This is a genomic window from Mycolicibacterium iranicum, assembly GCF_014190915.1.
In the GTDB taxonomy this organism is placed as follows: Bacteria; Actinomycetota; Actinomycetes; order Mycobacteriales; family Mycobacteriaceae; genus Mycobacterium; species Mycobacterium iranicum_B.
Genome location: NZ_JACHVU010000005.1, coordinates 107,341 through 119,523, shown reverse-complemented (window position 1 = coordinate 119,523; position 12,183 = coordinate 107,341). Strand labels below are relative to the sequence as shown.

The window sequence follows — 12,183 nt, the reverse complement described above, 5'->3', positions numbered from 1 at the left end:
GCTGAACGGCGAATGCGGTCACCCCGCATACCGCTGTCAGTAGTGCGATCACCCGACTGTTTGTGCATGTGGTGCATCCCGCCGCTCACGCTGTGGACCGAACTCGGCGAGCTACTTCACGATCGGCCCCCGACACGTTGTTCTTATCACCTCGCACATCACCTCTAGGATTGTTTCGACTCGTGCGTCGAAGCTCGTCCGAACGGACGACAGCAGTATCGACACTGCTCCCAAGGGGGTCGAATGATCTGGGCTCGAAGTCCCGGCGGCGCCGGTGACCCGCGCCATCGCGGTGGGTGCGAAGTCCGAGCAACTCGGTCACGCCGACGCGAGCAAATTTCGAACATCGGAACCCCTGCGGCCGGGCCACCGGCAGGTCGACCGCCGCAATGCCCATTTCCCAAGGTGGCCGCTCCAGTGTGCAGCCATCAAGGCCCACGCCACCGGCGCCCCTGCGTCGGCGTGATACGAGACGGCAGCGGAACCTACTCCGCAGTAACCGAGACCGCCTTGGCGTGGGCTCAACGGTGCCGCTTAAACTGCCCGATAGATTCTTAAAGACGTTTCTTAGAGATGGCCGATCACGGCCAACAGAACCATGCCATCAGGAGGCGCAGTGGCCAGTCATGCCAGCTCGAAGATCTCCAAGGTGCTCGTCGCCAACCGCGGAGAAATTGCCGTCCGAGTGATCCGCGCAGCCAAGGACGCAGGACTGCAGAGCGTGGCGGTCTACGCCGAGCCTGACGCCGACGCACCTCACGTGCGCCTTGCCGACGAGGCGTTCGCGCTCGGCGGCCAGACCTCGGCCGAGTCGTACCTCGTTTTCGAGAAGCTCCTCGACGCCGCGGCGAAGTCCGGCGCCAACGCAATCCACCCCGGCTACGGCTTCCTCTCGGAGAACGCCGACTTCGCCCAGGCCGTCCTCGACGCCGGGCTGATCTGGATCGGCCCCAGCCCGCAGTCGATCCGCGACCTCGGCGACAAGGTCACCGCCCGCCACATCGCCGCCCGCGCCAACGCGCCGCTCGTGCCCGGCACCTCCGACCCGGTGAAGGACGCCAACGAGGTCGTCGAGTTCGCCAAGGAGTACGGCGTCCCGGTCGCGATCAAGGCCGCGTTCGGCGGTGGCGGCCGCGGCATGAAGGTCGCCCGCACCATCGAAGAGATCCCCGAGCTGTTCGACTCGGCCACCCGTGAGGCCGTTGCCGCCTTCGGCCGCGGCGAGTGCTTCGTCGAGCGCTACCTGGACAAGCCCCGCCACGTCGAGGCCCAGGTCATCGCCGACACCCACGGCAACGTCGTCGTCGCGGGCACCCGCGACTGCTCGCTGCAGCGCCGCTTCCAGAAGCTCGTGGAAGAAGCGCCGGCGCCCTTCCTGACCGACGCGCAGCGCAAGGAGATCCACGAGTCGGCCAAGCGCATCTGCAAGGAGGCCGGCTACTACGGCGCAGGCACCGTCGAGTACCTCGTCGGCCAGGACGGCCTGATCTCCTTCCTCGAGGTCAACACCCGCCTGCAGGTCGAACACCCGGTCACCGAGGAGACCGCCGGCATCGACCTGGTGCTGCAGCAGTTCAAGATCGCCAACGGCGAAGCCCTCGACATCACCGAGGACCCGACCCCGCGCGGCCACGCCTTCGAATTCCGCATCAACGGCGAAGACGCCGGCCGCGGCTTCCTGCCCGCGCCCGGCCCGGTCACCCGCTACGACATCCCCACCGGCCCCGGCGTGCGCCTGGACTCCGGCGTCGAGGCCGGCTCGGTCATCGGCGGCCAGTTCGACTCGATGCTGTCGAAGCTGATCGTCGTCGGCGCCACCCGCGAGGAGGCGCTCGCCCGGTCACGCCGCGCGCTGGCCGAATTCCATGTCGAAGGCCTCGCCACCGTCATCCCGTTCCACCGGGCTGTCGTAGCCGACCCGGCCTTCATCGGCGACGGCGAGAAGTTCGACGTGCACACCCGTTGGATCGAGACCGAGTGGAACAACACCGTCGAGCCGTTCACCGGCGGTGACCCGATCGACGAGGAAGACACCATCCCGCGCCAGACCGTCGTGGTCGAGGTCGGTGGCCGTCGCCTCGAGGTGTCGCTGCCCGGCGACCTCGCCCTCGGCGGCGGTGGCGGAGGGCAGCCGCACGGTGCGATCCGCAAGAAGCCGAAGCCGCGCAAGCGTGGCGGCGGCGGCGGTGCGGCCGCGTCCGGCGACTCGGTGACCGCCCCGATGCAGGGCACGGTCGTCAAGGTCGCGGTCGAGGAAGGCCAGACCGTGGCGGCCGGCGACCTCGTCGTCGTGCTCGAAGCCATGAAGATGGAGAACCCGGTGACCGCCCACAAGGACGGCGTGGTCACCGGCCTGGCCGTCGAGGCCGGCGCCGCAGTCACCCAGGGCACGGTCGTCTGCGAGCTCAAGAGCGCCGAATAGTCGACGTCGCACTCGGCCCCGCCTCTCCGGAGGCGGGGCCGAGTCGCGTCATGGGAGGGTGACCGCGTGGAACCTGTCGAGATCAACGCCGGCGCATGGTACCTGCGGGCGCTGCGCGCGGACGACCGCGTCGACGACCGGCCCGCCCTCGCCGACCTCGGGGAGCACCGCCCGGATCACGTGGAAACGCTTGCCGCACAGTGGGAGTCCGAGACGCTGTTGTCGTGGGCGGTGTGTGAACCGACGACCGGCGAGCTGCTGGCCGAGGTGACGCTGGATCCGCACACCCGCACGATCACCACCCGCGTGCGTCCCGGTTTCGACGAGGCGGCGCAGACGGGCGCCGACGCGGTGGCGCGGTTCGCCGAGGCGATGTTCGGCTGACCACCGGGGTTCAGCGCTCGTCGATGTCGCGGCCTGTGGCGAGATCGGCACACTCCACCACGACGACGTCATGGCGGGTTCGGAGGAACGGACCCGCGCCGTCATCGCCGGCGAGGCATCCCAGGAGCGCCGACCAGTGGCGGCGTGCGATGACGACAGGATGCCCCGGCCGTCCGCCGTAGACGGCGCGCGCCAACCCGGACTCGGCATTACCAGCGGCGTCGAGCACCCTGCGTACCACGGCCGCGCCCACGTCGGGGGTGTCGACCGTCGTCAACGCGACGCATTCCGCACCCTCCCCCACCGCCAGGATGCCGGCCCGTACCGAGGCGCTCAGCCCCTCGGCCCAGTCGTCGGCGACGACGCCACGTGCGGGCGCCGGCACGTCGACGACGGCGGCGCCCAGCACCACCACCACGTCGTCGCACCCGGCACCGTGCATCGCAGCGACGCTCAGACGCAACCACTCGCCGTCCGCGGCGAGCACCTTCGGCATCCCGAACCGGGTCCCCGCGCCGGCCGCGAGAATCACGCCTGTTGCCGAAATATGCTGCGACACAATCGGTTACCGTTCACCTTTCGCTCGCGGAAATCTTGCCGCCCCCGACTTGCTGAGTATTTGTTACCAACCTCCCATAATCGTTGTCCAAGATCATCGCCGCGGCGTAGAGTCCAGGTCAGGGTTGAGCTCAACAGCCTTCTGGAAACGTCATCGTCATACGAGACAGAAGGTCCGTCCCGTTCAGGCTTTGAGATGCAGGGCCCGCCTTGACGTGAACCACAGCACGAACATCGCACTCTCGAATTGGAGTCACCGTGCGTCACGTCCCAGAAACCTCGCCGGCCGCGCCGGATCCCTCACCTGACCGTCTCGTCTGCCACACGGCACGCTTCGACACGTCGTGGCCGGAGCCGACGACCGCCATCGTGGCCGGCCACGGCGAACTCGACGCCGCCAACGGCATCCAGTTCGTCAGTTACGCGCTCCGCAACTCGGCGAAGACCCAGTGGCTCGTCGTCGACCTGTCCGGGCTGTCCTTCTTCTCCACCGCGGGGTTCTCTGCCCTGCACACGCTCAATGTGCAGTGCGTCGGCGAGGACATCCGGTGGGCGTTGGTGCCCGGCAGAGCCGTCAGACGCGTCCTGCGCATCTGCGACCCCGACGCGGCGTTGCCGATCTGCGCCGACGTCCCCGCAGCACTGACCGCTGTGCAGCAGGAACCACCCCGGTCATTCCAGTTGGTCGCGGAGACGCGTTAGCGATTTCGCGAGCAGCCGCGAGACGTGCATCTGCGAGATGCCGACTCGTTCGGCGATCTGCGTCTGGGTCATCGATTCGAAGAAGCGAAGCACCAGCACGGTGCGCTCGCGTTCGGGCAGTGCAGCCAGCAGCGGTCGCAGGGCCTCGCGGTTCTCGATCTGGTCCAACGTCAGGTCGACATCGCCGAGGGTGTCGGCGATGGCCGGCGCATCCTCGTTGCCGTTGCCACCACCGCTGTCGATCGACAGCGTGTTGTACGAGCTACCGGCGACCAGGCCCTCGATCACCTCGTCGCGATCCATCTCCAACTCGGCGGCCAGCTCGGTCGCCGTGGGCGCACGGCCCAGCCGCTGAGAGAGCTCGGCGGTCGCAGCACCCAACCGCAGGTGCAGTTCCTTGAGCCGACGAGGAACCTTCACTGACCAACTGTTGTCGCGGAAATGCCGCCGGACCTCACCCATGATCGTGGGTACGGCGAACGACACGAAGTCCGAACCGGCGTTCACGTCGAAGCGGATCACAGCGTTTACCAGACCGACGCGGGCCACCTGCACCAGGTCATCGCGGGGCTCGCCGCGCCCGTCAAAACGGCGGGCGATGTGATCGGCCAGCGGAAGGCAGCGCTCGACGATGCGGTCCCGCTGCCGCTGGAAAGCTGCCGAGCCTTCGTCCAGTCCCGCGAGCTCGCGGAACATGTCGGCAACGTCCGAGTATTCAGAGCTTGACCGCGACGACGAACCCTGGGACGACGACCGGGTCACTGCAACGAACTCGCTCGCCTCGTCGTCATCGAGATTCCGAATACGTCACCCTCGGTGGCCGACTCACCATCGGAGAATGTGGTGACCTCGTCAGTCAGGGAACTCAGAACGTGCCAGCTGAAGCTCCCCGGCGCCAGGATGTCCGTGCTGTCGCAATTGGTCGACGCATGGACCACCAACGCGTCCGGCTGTGGGTCGACCACCACGAGCAGTGTCGAATCGGGCACCGCAGATCTGATCAGACGCGTGCACGCCTCGTCGACGGCCAACCGGAGATCGGCCACGGCGTCGAAGTCAAGGTCCTCGAACGTGCCGATCGCCGCCACAAGCGTGCGGAGGACAGCGAGATTCTCCAGCGTGGCCACCACACGGAGCTCCACCGACTGCGGGCTGTGGCGCTTCCCGTTGATGTGGCTGGCAACATCGGCCATCTGACCTCCTGGAAATGTCGAAGCGAGATTACCCCAGCCTTTGTCCGCGCTATCCATGGGCGCTCCGGGCAGCGGCGAGCGCGTCCGACAACGCCCATCCCGACCCCGGGATCCCGACGGGATGGACGAGTCCGTCGACCGCCCGGTGATACGCGCCGCCCTCGCACCGACCGATGTGGCCGTCGATGTCGTGCTGGTGCATGCGGCGTGGCTGCAGGGACGTGGCGCCGGGTAGGGGTGAGTTCATGGTCCGGGTCCCATACCCTGTGGCCCATGTCGACCAAACCATGTTTGCTGAGTCGGACATGAAAGTCGCGTACCCGGGCACACGCTGGACAAACGCCTGCAAAACCGTTGCCGCCGAGCAGCGTTCACCGAGAGATGCGCGTCACCCGTTTAGGCACCGGAGGCGGCGGGAAGCCTTGCCGTGGCAGACCAGGAGCGGCTTTCTACAAGCCCCGCACACCACGAACGAAAGGCACGGTATGAGCGACAACAGTGGACCCCAAGAAGGCATCAAGGGCGCCGTCGAAGGCGTGAAGGGCAAGGCCAAGGAAGCGGTCGGCACCGTTGCGGGCCGCGACGACATGGTCCAGGAGGGCAAGGCCCAGCAGGACAAGGCCGACGCCCAGCGCGAGGCCGCCGAGAAGGAAGCCGAAGCCGACTCGGCACGCGCCGGTGCCAAGGCTGCCGAGAAGCGCCAGGAAGCCAACCAGTAGCAGATCTTCGTCGATGGGCCCGACCGGGAAACCGGTTGGGCCCATTGCTCTTTCCGTCAGACGCTGCTCCGGGCGCACCCTCACCCGCCTGCGGCGAACGGACCGCCGCGGCTTCCTGACACCGGCTCGCTCAGCTGTTGGGGTGTTGCCTGAACGCCTCGGGATGATCGGCGTACCAGAGCTGTTCGAGCCGCCGGACGCGGTGGTGTTCGACCATCAACCACACGCCGCCGATGCCCAGCCCGGCGAGCGCGAACGCCGCCAACAGGACACCGACATCGTGATGTGAGGTGGCGAACGCCGACAGCGCCGCGACGAAACTGACCAGCGACAGACCGATCATCGCGAGCCCCGGAATGATCTTGTTGTCCGTCATCGACTCTCCGGCATGCGGTCGCGTGGTCCGCACATGGTCGACGGGATCGTTGGGACCCTTCATCGGTAACTCCTTAGAACTACCGTTTCAGTGTCCTACCGCCCGGGCAGCGAGGGAAGACTCAATATCGCGGTCAGCACGGTCAACGCGACCAGCGCCCATCCGGCGCCCTGCCACGCCCACCAGGCGCTGTGCTCGCGGCGCACCCGGAAGCTCTGCACCAGCGACCACACGCCGCCCACCAGCAGCAGCGCCGGCGCACCCAGGGCGAGCATCGCGCGCTGGGGTACCCCGCACCCGGCCGCATCGGCGAGGGAACCGGTACACGTGCCGATCCAGACATCGGCGACGAACAGGAACACCAGGCCGAGCACCGCGAACCCGATTCCGGTGCGGACGGCGTCGCGCACCCCGGCATCGTCGACGCCGGCCCCGCGCCGCAACTCGCGAGTGTGGTGGGACAGGTCGGCCATCGTTCGGTCTCCGTCAGCGCGTCGGTCTGGGGTTTGCGGGGAATTCCCACATACAGATCGTGATAAACCTGAGATGTCGGCGTGACCGCATACGATGCGGCGGTGACAACCCTGAGGTGGAGGCTGTATGCGGCGCTCGGCCTCGCTGCGGGCGGCACCGGCTATCTGGCGGGGGCGTCACCGGCATCGAGTGCACTCATTGCGTTGCTGACCCCGGCACTGGCCTTGGCGGCGCCACGCTTCCTGCGGGCCGTCGTCGCAGGGGCCGCCACGCCCGGCGCCAACGAACTCGCCGTCCGTGACGACATGTCGGGAACCGAGTTCGAGGATTACGTCGCCAGGATCGCCCGAACCTGCGGGGTGCCGGTGATCATGACGCCGCTCACCGGCGACTGGGGCGTCGACCTCATCGTCGGCCACCGGCCGCACCGACTCGCCGTGCAGTGCAAACGCCTCTCCCGACCGGTGGGCGCCGGCGCAGTGCAGGAAGTGGTCGCCGGGGCTCCGATGCAGGACTGCACCAGGACCATGGTGGTCACCAACCACGAGTTCACGCCGGCGGCCCGAAAACTGGCTGAGCGCCACGGTTGCGAACTGGTGGCGGGTTCGGATCTACCCCGCCTGCGCGCGACGATCCGGCGTCTTACGCGACCGGCCGAACCGACATCGCGCTGAGCACCGCACTGACCGATTCCAGTGCTGCGTCGATCTCGGCCCGCGATGCCGTCAGCGCGGGGCGGAAGCGCACACTGTCCACTCCGCACCCGAGCATGATCACTCCCCGATCCCACAGCCCGGCGACCAGATCGTCGCGCTCGCGAGGCGACGGCATGCTGAACGCACACATCAGACCCCGGCCCCTCACGTCGCGCACCAGACCGGGGTATCGCGCGGCAAGTCCATGGAGCCCGTCGAGCAGGTGACGGCCGGTGTCGGCCGCCTTGTCGAAAAGGCGATCGGTCTCGATGACCTCAAGGATGCGGCGGGCCCGCACCATGTCGGTCAGGTTGCCGCCCCACGTCGAATTGATGCGCGAGCTGACGGCGAACACGTTGTCGGCGACCTCGTCGACACGGCCGCCGGCCATCACCCCGCACACCTGGGTCTTCTTCCCGAACGCGACCACATCCGGGGTGACCCCCAATTGTTGGTAGGCCCAGGGACTTCCGGTGATCCCGCACCCGGTCTGCACCTCGTCGAAGATCAGCAGCGCGTCGAACTCGTCGCACAGGCGACGCATCGCGGCGAAGAACTGCGGGCGGAAGTGCCGGTCGCCGCCCTCACCCTGGATGGGCTCGGCGATGAAGCAGGCGATGTCGTGCGGACTCGCCTCGAACGCCGCACGTGCCTGTCGCAGCGATTCCGCTTCGAGGGCGTCCATGTCCGCGCCCGGGCGCTCATACGGCGCGTCGATGCGGGGCCAGTCGAACTTCGGAAAGCGCGCGACCTTGTTGGGGTCGGTGTTCGTCAGCGACATCGTGTACCCGCTGCGGCCGTGGAACGCGCCGCGCAGATGCAGCACCTTCGTCCCCAGCGCGGGATCGCGTCCCTCGGATTCGTTGCGGCGACTCTTCCAGTCGAAGGCGACCTTGAGGGCATTCTCGACGGCGAGGGCGCCCCCATCGATGAAGAAGAGGTGCGGGAGTGCGGGATCGCCGAGCACCCGCACGAAGGTGTCGACGAAGCGTGCCATCGGCACGCTGTAGACGTCGGAGTTGCTCGGCTTGTTGACCGTCGCTGCGGCGAGCTCAGCCCGGAACTCCTCAGCCGCCAGACCGGGGTGGTTCATGCCCAGCGCCGAGGACGCGAAGAACGTGAACATGTCGAGGTACCAGCGACCGGTACGTGCGTCGACCAGGTACGAACCCCGGGAACGGTCGAGGTCGAGCACAAGGTCGAGGCCATCGGCCAGGATGCTTCGGGCCAGCACGGTGCGGACATCGTCCGGAGCGACGGAGGGGGCGGTGGCACGGCGATTGTCCGGAACAACAGCGGTCATAGCGCGATACTAGCGGAATATTTACTTTCTGAGAGCTTCTAACCGGCATTAGTCCGGTATGAACCGTCTATCGCTGTAAAATTTATGTAAGATGATGGTGCTTCGCGTCTTCACGTCGGCCGCCGTGCGGATCCTCTGCAGGAGGAATTCCAGCGCGCGCGCCGACTCGACGTGGACGAGCAGGACATAGCTGTCCTCGCCGGCGACGGAGTAGCACGCCTCGATTTCGGCGATGTGTTCCAGCCGTGCGGGTGCATCATCGGGTTGAGACGGATCGAGAGGAGTGATGGCGACGAACGCTGAGAGCATGCTGCCGACGGCCTCGGGATCGATCCGGGCCGTGTATCCGCTGACCACGCCGCGCGACTCCAGCCGGCGGACCCTCGACTGCACCGCCGACACCGACAGCCCGGCCGTTGCCGCGAGGTGGGCCAGCGTTGCGCGCCCGTCGACCACGAGTTCGCGCGCGAGCACCCGGTCGACGTCGTCGAGCGGCGCGTGCTGGGGGGCTTCCTCGGGATCCGCCATGGCGGCACTGTATCGGAGCGCCGATGACTAGCCCCGTCCAAACATGGCAATTGCGCGCACAATTCGCCGCCGGGCTGTCCCGGATGTACGGCGCCGAGGTGCCCGCCTACCACACCCTCGTCGAGGTCAGTGCCCAGGTGAACAGCGCGCACACCGGCGCACTGCGCCTCGGCTCGCTGGAGCGCGTCACCGCCGAACGCCACGGCGCCGTCCGCGTCGGCAATGCCCGAGAGCTGGCCCAGGTGGCGGATCTGTTCTCTGCATTCGGCATGTATCCCGTCGGCTTCTACGATCTGCGCACCGCGGCCTCACCGGTACCCGTGGTGTCCACCGCCTTTCGACCCATCGATCCAGACGAGCTGGCACGCAATCCTTTTCGCGTTTTCACTTCCATGCTGGCCGCCGCCGACACCCGGTTCTTCGCACCGGAACTGCGCACCCGGGTCGACCACTTCCTCGACAACCGGCAGCTGTTCGACCCGTCGCTGATCGCCTCCGCACGCCGGATCGCGGCGGCCGGCGGGTGTTCGGCCGACGAGGCACAGGAGTTCGTCGCCGCGGCGGTGGCGGCCTTCGCGCTCTCGCGGGAGCCGATCGACCGGGCCTGGTACGAAGAGCTCTCCGCGGTCTCGGCCGTCGCCGCCGACATCGCCGGCGTGTCGACCACCCACCTCAACCACCTGACACCGCGCGTGCTCGACATCGACGCACTGCAACACCAGATGACGGCACGCGGAATCACGATGATCGACCACATCCAGGGTCCGCCCCGGGTCGACGGCCCCCAGGTGTTGTTGCGCCAGACGTCATTCCGGGCGTTGGCGGAGCCACGCCGATTCCGGTCGCCGTCGGGGACGGTGTCCGAAGGAACCCTGCGCGTCAGGTTCGGCGAAGTCGAGCAGCGGGGCGTGGCACTGACACCGGCAGGGCGTCGACGCTACGACGCGGCAATGTCCGCCCCCGACCCGGCCGCCGGGTGGCACGAACACTTCCCCGCCACCGACACGGAGATGGCCGAGGCCGGGTTGGCGTATTACCGCGGCGGAGACCCGTCGAAACCCGTTGTCTACGAGGATTTTCTGCCCGCCTCGGCGGCGGGGATCTTCCGCTCCAACCTCGACGGTGACGCCTCCGCCGCAGAAGGCGGCGACACCACCGACTACAGCCTCGAATGGATGGCCGGCCAGATCGGACGTCACATCCACGACCCCTATGACCTCTACGAGAAAGTCGCCTGCTCATGACCACCGTCCTCACGGCTGCACTGCCCACCTCCGACGCGCTCCGCACCCGGGTGCGTGACGCCCTGGATGCCGTGGGCGCACGCATCGAGCTCGGCGAGCCGGGCGCTCACGGTCTGCCGGCGTCCACGCCGATCACCGGCGACGTGCTGTTCACCGTGCCCGCGACCACCGCTGACGGCGCCGATGCCGCCATCAACGCTGCAGCCGAAGCGTTTTCGACATGGCGGACGACGCCGGCGCCCGTGCGCGGGGCGCTCGTGGCCCGGCTCGGACAACTGCTCGTCGAGCACAAAGCGGCGCTGGCCGCTCTCGTGACGATCGAGGCCGGCAAGATCGACTCCGAAGCGCTGGGCGAGGTGCAGGAGATGATCGACATCTGCGAGTTCGCCGTAGGCCTGTCCCGCCAGCTGTACGGCAGGACGATCGCCTCGGAGCGGCCCGGGCACCGGTTGATGGAGACGTGGCATCCGCTCGGCGTGGTCGGTGTCATCACGGCGTTCAACTTCCCGGTCGCGGTGTGGGCGTGGAACACCGCCGTTGCGCTGGTGTGTGGCGACACCGTGGTGTGGAAACCCTCGGAGCTCACGCCGTTGACGGCCGTAGCCTGCCAGGCCCTGCTGGAGCAGGCGTGCGCCGAGGTCGGAGCCCCCGCCGAGGTGGGTCGGCTCGTTCTGGGCGAACGCGAGGTCGGCGAGAGGCTCGTCGACGATTCCCGGGTCGCTCTGGTGTCGGCGACCGGATCGGTGCGGATGGGCCGCGAGGTGGGGCCGCGCGTGGCGCAGCGCTTCGGCCGCGCGCTGCTCGAGCTGGGCGGCAACAACGCCGCGATCGTGACCCCGGAGGCCGACCTCGACCTCGCGGTGCGCGGCATCGTGTTCTCGGCGGCGGGCACGGCCGGGCAGCGGTGCACCACGCTGCGACGGCTGATCGTGCACTCGTCGGTGGCTGACGAGCTGGTGTCACGCATCGTGGCGGCCTATGAGCAGCTGCCGGTCGGCGACCCGTTCGCCGACGGCACGCTCGTCGGGCCGCTCATTCACGAACGGTCCTACCGGGACATGGTCGCCGCCCTGCAACAGGCCGAGAGCGAGGGCGGTGTCGTCCTCGGCGGAGACCGCGTGGACGTCGGCTCCGAGGGCGGCTTTTATGTCAGGCCCGCGGTGGTGCGGATGCCGCTCCAGTCCGCGGTCGTCCACCAGGAGACGTTCGCGCCGATCCTCTACGTCATGACCTACGAGACCCTCGACGAGGCCATCGCCCTCAACAACGCCGTGCCGCAGGGTCTCTCGTCGTCGATCTTCACGCTCAACGTTCGGGAGGCCGAGCGCTTCCTCGCCGCCGACGGCTCGGACTGCGGCATCGCCAACGTCAACATCGGCACCTCAGGCGCAGAGATCGGCGGCGCGTTCGGTGGCGAGAAGGAGACCGGCGGCGGCCGCGAGTCCGGCTCGGACGCGTGGAAGGCCTATATGCGCCGGGCGACCAACACCGTCAACTACTCGGCGGAACTGCCGCTGGCCCAGGGCGTCCACTTCGGCTGACCCCGCACCCCGCACCGCGCACCGCACCCCGCACCGCGCACCGC

The 12,183-nt window shown here is 68.1% G+C and carries 15 protein-coding genes; 7 read left to right on the top strand and 8 right to left on the bottom strand.

Going from position 1 to position 12,183, the window contains the following annotated elements:
* The first annotated feature begins 616 nt into the window (after positions 1-616).
* The gene (locus tag FHR72_RS13565; protein WP_183468784.1) at positions 617-2,422 is read left to right on the top strand and encodes an acetyl-CoA carboxylase biotin carboxylase subunit; all 1,806 of its coding nucleotides are present in this window, start codon (positions 617-619) and stop codon (positions 2,420-2,422) included.
* Positions 2,423-2,488: 66 nt separating this feature from the next.
* Positions 2,489-2,806: a hypothetical protein gene (locus tag FHR72_RS13560; RefSeq protein WP_183468782.1), complete on the top strand. Its 318-nt coding sequence runs from the start codon at positions 2,489-2,491 to the stop codon at positions 2,804-2,806.
* A gap of 10 nt (positions 2,807-2,816) precedes the next feature.
* Here FHR72_RS13560 and FHR72_RS13555 read toward each other — a convergent pair whose 3' ends face one another.
* Positions 2,817-3,338: a nucleotidyltransferase family protein gene (locus FHR72_RS13555; RefSeq protein ID WP_396888440.1), complete on the bottom strand. Its 522-nt coding sequence runs from the start codon at positions 3,336-3,338 to the stop codon at positions 2,817-2,819.
* Positions 3,339-3,622: 284 nt separating this feature from the next.
* Here FHR72_RS13555 and FHR72_RS13550 point away from each other — a divergent pair, with 284 nt between their 5' ends.
* Entirely contained in the window at positions 3,623-4,066 is a 444-nt protein-coding gene (locus tag FHR72_RS13550) for an STAS domain-containing protein (RefSeq protein ID WP_183468777.1), read from the top strand.
* Here FHR72_RS13550 and FHR72_RS13545 read toward each other — a convergent pair.
* The 3 genes from FHR72_RS13545 to FHR72_RS13535 form a co-directional block, all read right to left on the bottom strand.
* On the bottom strand, positions 4,037-4,762 hold the full coding sequence (locus FHR72_RS13545) for an RNA polymerase sigma factor SigF (protein WP_260156024.1): 726 nt from the start codon (positions 4,760-4,762) through the stop codon (positions 4,037-4,039). The genes FHR72_RS13550 and FHR72_RS13545 overlap by 30 nt on opposite strands.
* A gap of 62 nt (positions 4,763-4,824) precedes the next feature.
* Positions 4,825-5,259 (bottom strand): ATP-binding protein, encoded by a 435-nt coding sequence (locus FHR72_RS13540; protein ID WP_183468773.1) that lies wholly within the window; start codon positions 5,257-5,259, stop codon positions 4,825-4,827.
* A gap of 49 nt (positions 5,260-5,308) precedes the next feature.
* The gene (locus FHR72_RS13535) at positions 5,309-5,506 is read right to left on the bottom strand and encodes a VOC family protein (protein WP_183468771.1); all 198 of its coding nucleotides are present in this window, start codon (positions 5,504-5,506) and stop codon (positions 5,309-5,311) included.
* Positions 5,507-5,744: 238 nt separating this feature from the next.
* On the opposite strand from FHR72_RS13535, the gene mbp1 reads away from it, so the two are divergent.
* A complete protein-coding gene (gene mbp1, locus FHR72_RS13530) occupies positions 5,745-5,978 on the top strand; it encodes a microaggregate-binding protein 1 (RefSeq protein ID WP_183468769.1) in 234 nt (77 codons plus the stop codon).
* Positions 5,979-6,108: 130 nt separating this feature from the next.
* Here the strand turns inward: mbp1 and usfY are convergent, their stop codons facing one another.
* Together usfY and FHR72_RS13520 are read right to left on the bottom strand one after the other, a co-directional pair.
* Complete coding sequence (gene usfY / locus FHR72_RS13525) at positions 6,109-6,417, bottom strand: protein UsfY (protein WP_183468767.1); 309 nt, start codon at positions 6,415-6,417, stop codon at positions 6,109-6,111.
* A gap of 32 nt (positions 6,418-6,449) precedes the next feature.
* Positions 6,450-6,827, bottom strand: a complete 378-nt coding sequence (locus FHR72_RS13520) for a hypothetical protein (RefSeq protein WP_183468765.1) — start codon at positions 6,825-6,827, stop codon at positions 6,450-6,452.
* Between the two features lie 102 nt (positions 6,828-6,929).
* On the opposite strand from FHR72_RS13520, the gene FHR72_RS13515 reads away from it, so the two are divergent.
* Positions 6,930-7,502 carry a restriction endonuclease gene (locus FHR72_RS13515; protein WP_183468763.1) on the top strand — a complete coding sequence of 191 codons (573 nt, stop codon included), beginning with the start codon at positions 6,930-6,932 and terminating at the stop codon, positions 7,500-7,502.
* Here FHR72_RS13515 and lat read toward each other — a convergent pair.
* Together lat and FHR72_RS13505 are read right to left on the bottom strand one after the other, a co-directional pair.
* Entirely contained in the window at positions 7,471-8,826 is a 1,356-nt protein-coding gene (gene lat / locus FHR72_RS13510; RefSeq protein ID WP_183468761.1) for an L-lysine 6-transaminase, read from the bottom strand. The two genes, FHR72_RS13515 and lat, sit on opposite strands and share 32 nt — an antisense overlap.
* A 48-nt stretch (positions 8,827-8,874) precedes the next feature.
* Positions 8,875-9,354: an Lrp/AsnC family transcriptional regulator gene (locus FHR72_RS13505; RefSeq protein ID WP_183468759.1), complete on the bottom strand. Its 480-nt coding sequence runs from the start codon at positions 9,352-9,354 to the stop codon at positions 8,875-8,877.
* Between the two features lie 23 nt (positions 9,355-9,377).
* Between FHR72_RS13505 and hglS the strand changes: the two genes are divergently transcribed.
* The gene (gene hglS / locus FHR72_RS13500; RefSeq protein ID WP_183468757.1) at positions 9,378-10,598 is read left to right on the top strand and encodes a 2-oxoadipate dioxygenase/decarboxylase; all 1,221 of its coding nucleotides are present in this window, start codon (positions 9,378-9,380) and stop codon (positions 10,596-10,598) included.
* Complete coding sequence (amaB, locus tag FHR72_RS13495; protein ID WP_183468755.1) at positions 10,595-12,139, top strand: L-piperidine-6-carboxylate dehydrogenase; 1,545 nt, start codon at positions 10,595-10,597, stop codon at positions 12,137-12,139. Before hglS ends, amaB begins: the two co-directional genes overlap by 4 nt.
* The last annotated feature ends 44 nt before the right edge of the window (positions 12,140-12,183 follow it).

Excerpts from the sequence above, each read along its gene's own strand:
- FHR72_RS13520 (WP_183468765.1), bottom strand. The coding sequence starts at position 6,827 with ATGGCCGACCTGTCCCACCACACTCGCGAGTTGCGGCGCGGGGCCGGC.
- FHR72_RS13505 (WP_183468759.1), bottom strand. The coding sequence starts at position 9,354 with ATGGCGGATCCCGAGGAAGCCCCCCAGCACGCGCCGCTCGACGACGTC.
- usfY (WP_183468767.1), bottom strand. The coding sequence starts at position 6,417 with ATGAAGGGTCCCAACGATCCCGTCGACCATGTGCGGACCACGCGACCG.
- FHR72_RS13545 (WP_260156024.1), bottom strand. The coding sequence starts at position 4,762 with ATGTTCCGCGAGCTCGCGGGACTGGACGAAGGCTCGGCAGCTTTCCAG.
- amaB (WP_183468755.1), top strand. The coding sequence starts at position 10,595 with ATGACCACCGTCCTCACGGCTGCACTGCCCACCTCCGACGCGCTCCGC.
- hglS (WP_183468757.1), top strand. The coding sequence starts at position 9,378 with ATGACTAGCCCCGTCCAAACATGGCAATTGCGCGCACAATTCGCCGCC.
- mbp1 (WP_183468769.1), top strand. The coding sequence starts at position 5,745 with ATGAGCGACAACAGTGGACCCCAAGAAGGCATCAAGGGCGCCGTCGAA.
- lat (WP_183468761.1), bottom strand. The coding sequence starts at position 8,826 with ATGACCGCTGTTGTTCCGGACAATCGCCGTGCCACCGCCCCCTCCGTC.
- FHR72_RS13535 (WP_183468771.1), bottom strand. The coding sequence starts at position 5,506 with ATGAACTCACCCCTACCCGGCGCCACGTCCCTGCAGCCACGCCGCATG.
- FHR72_RS13540 (WP_183468773.1), bottom strand. The coding sequence starts at position 5,259 with ATGGCCGATGTTGCCAGCCACATCAACGGGAAGCGCCACAGCCCGCAG.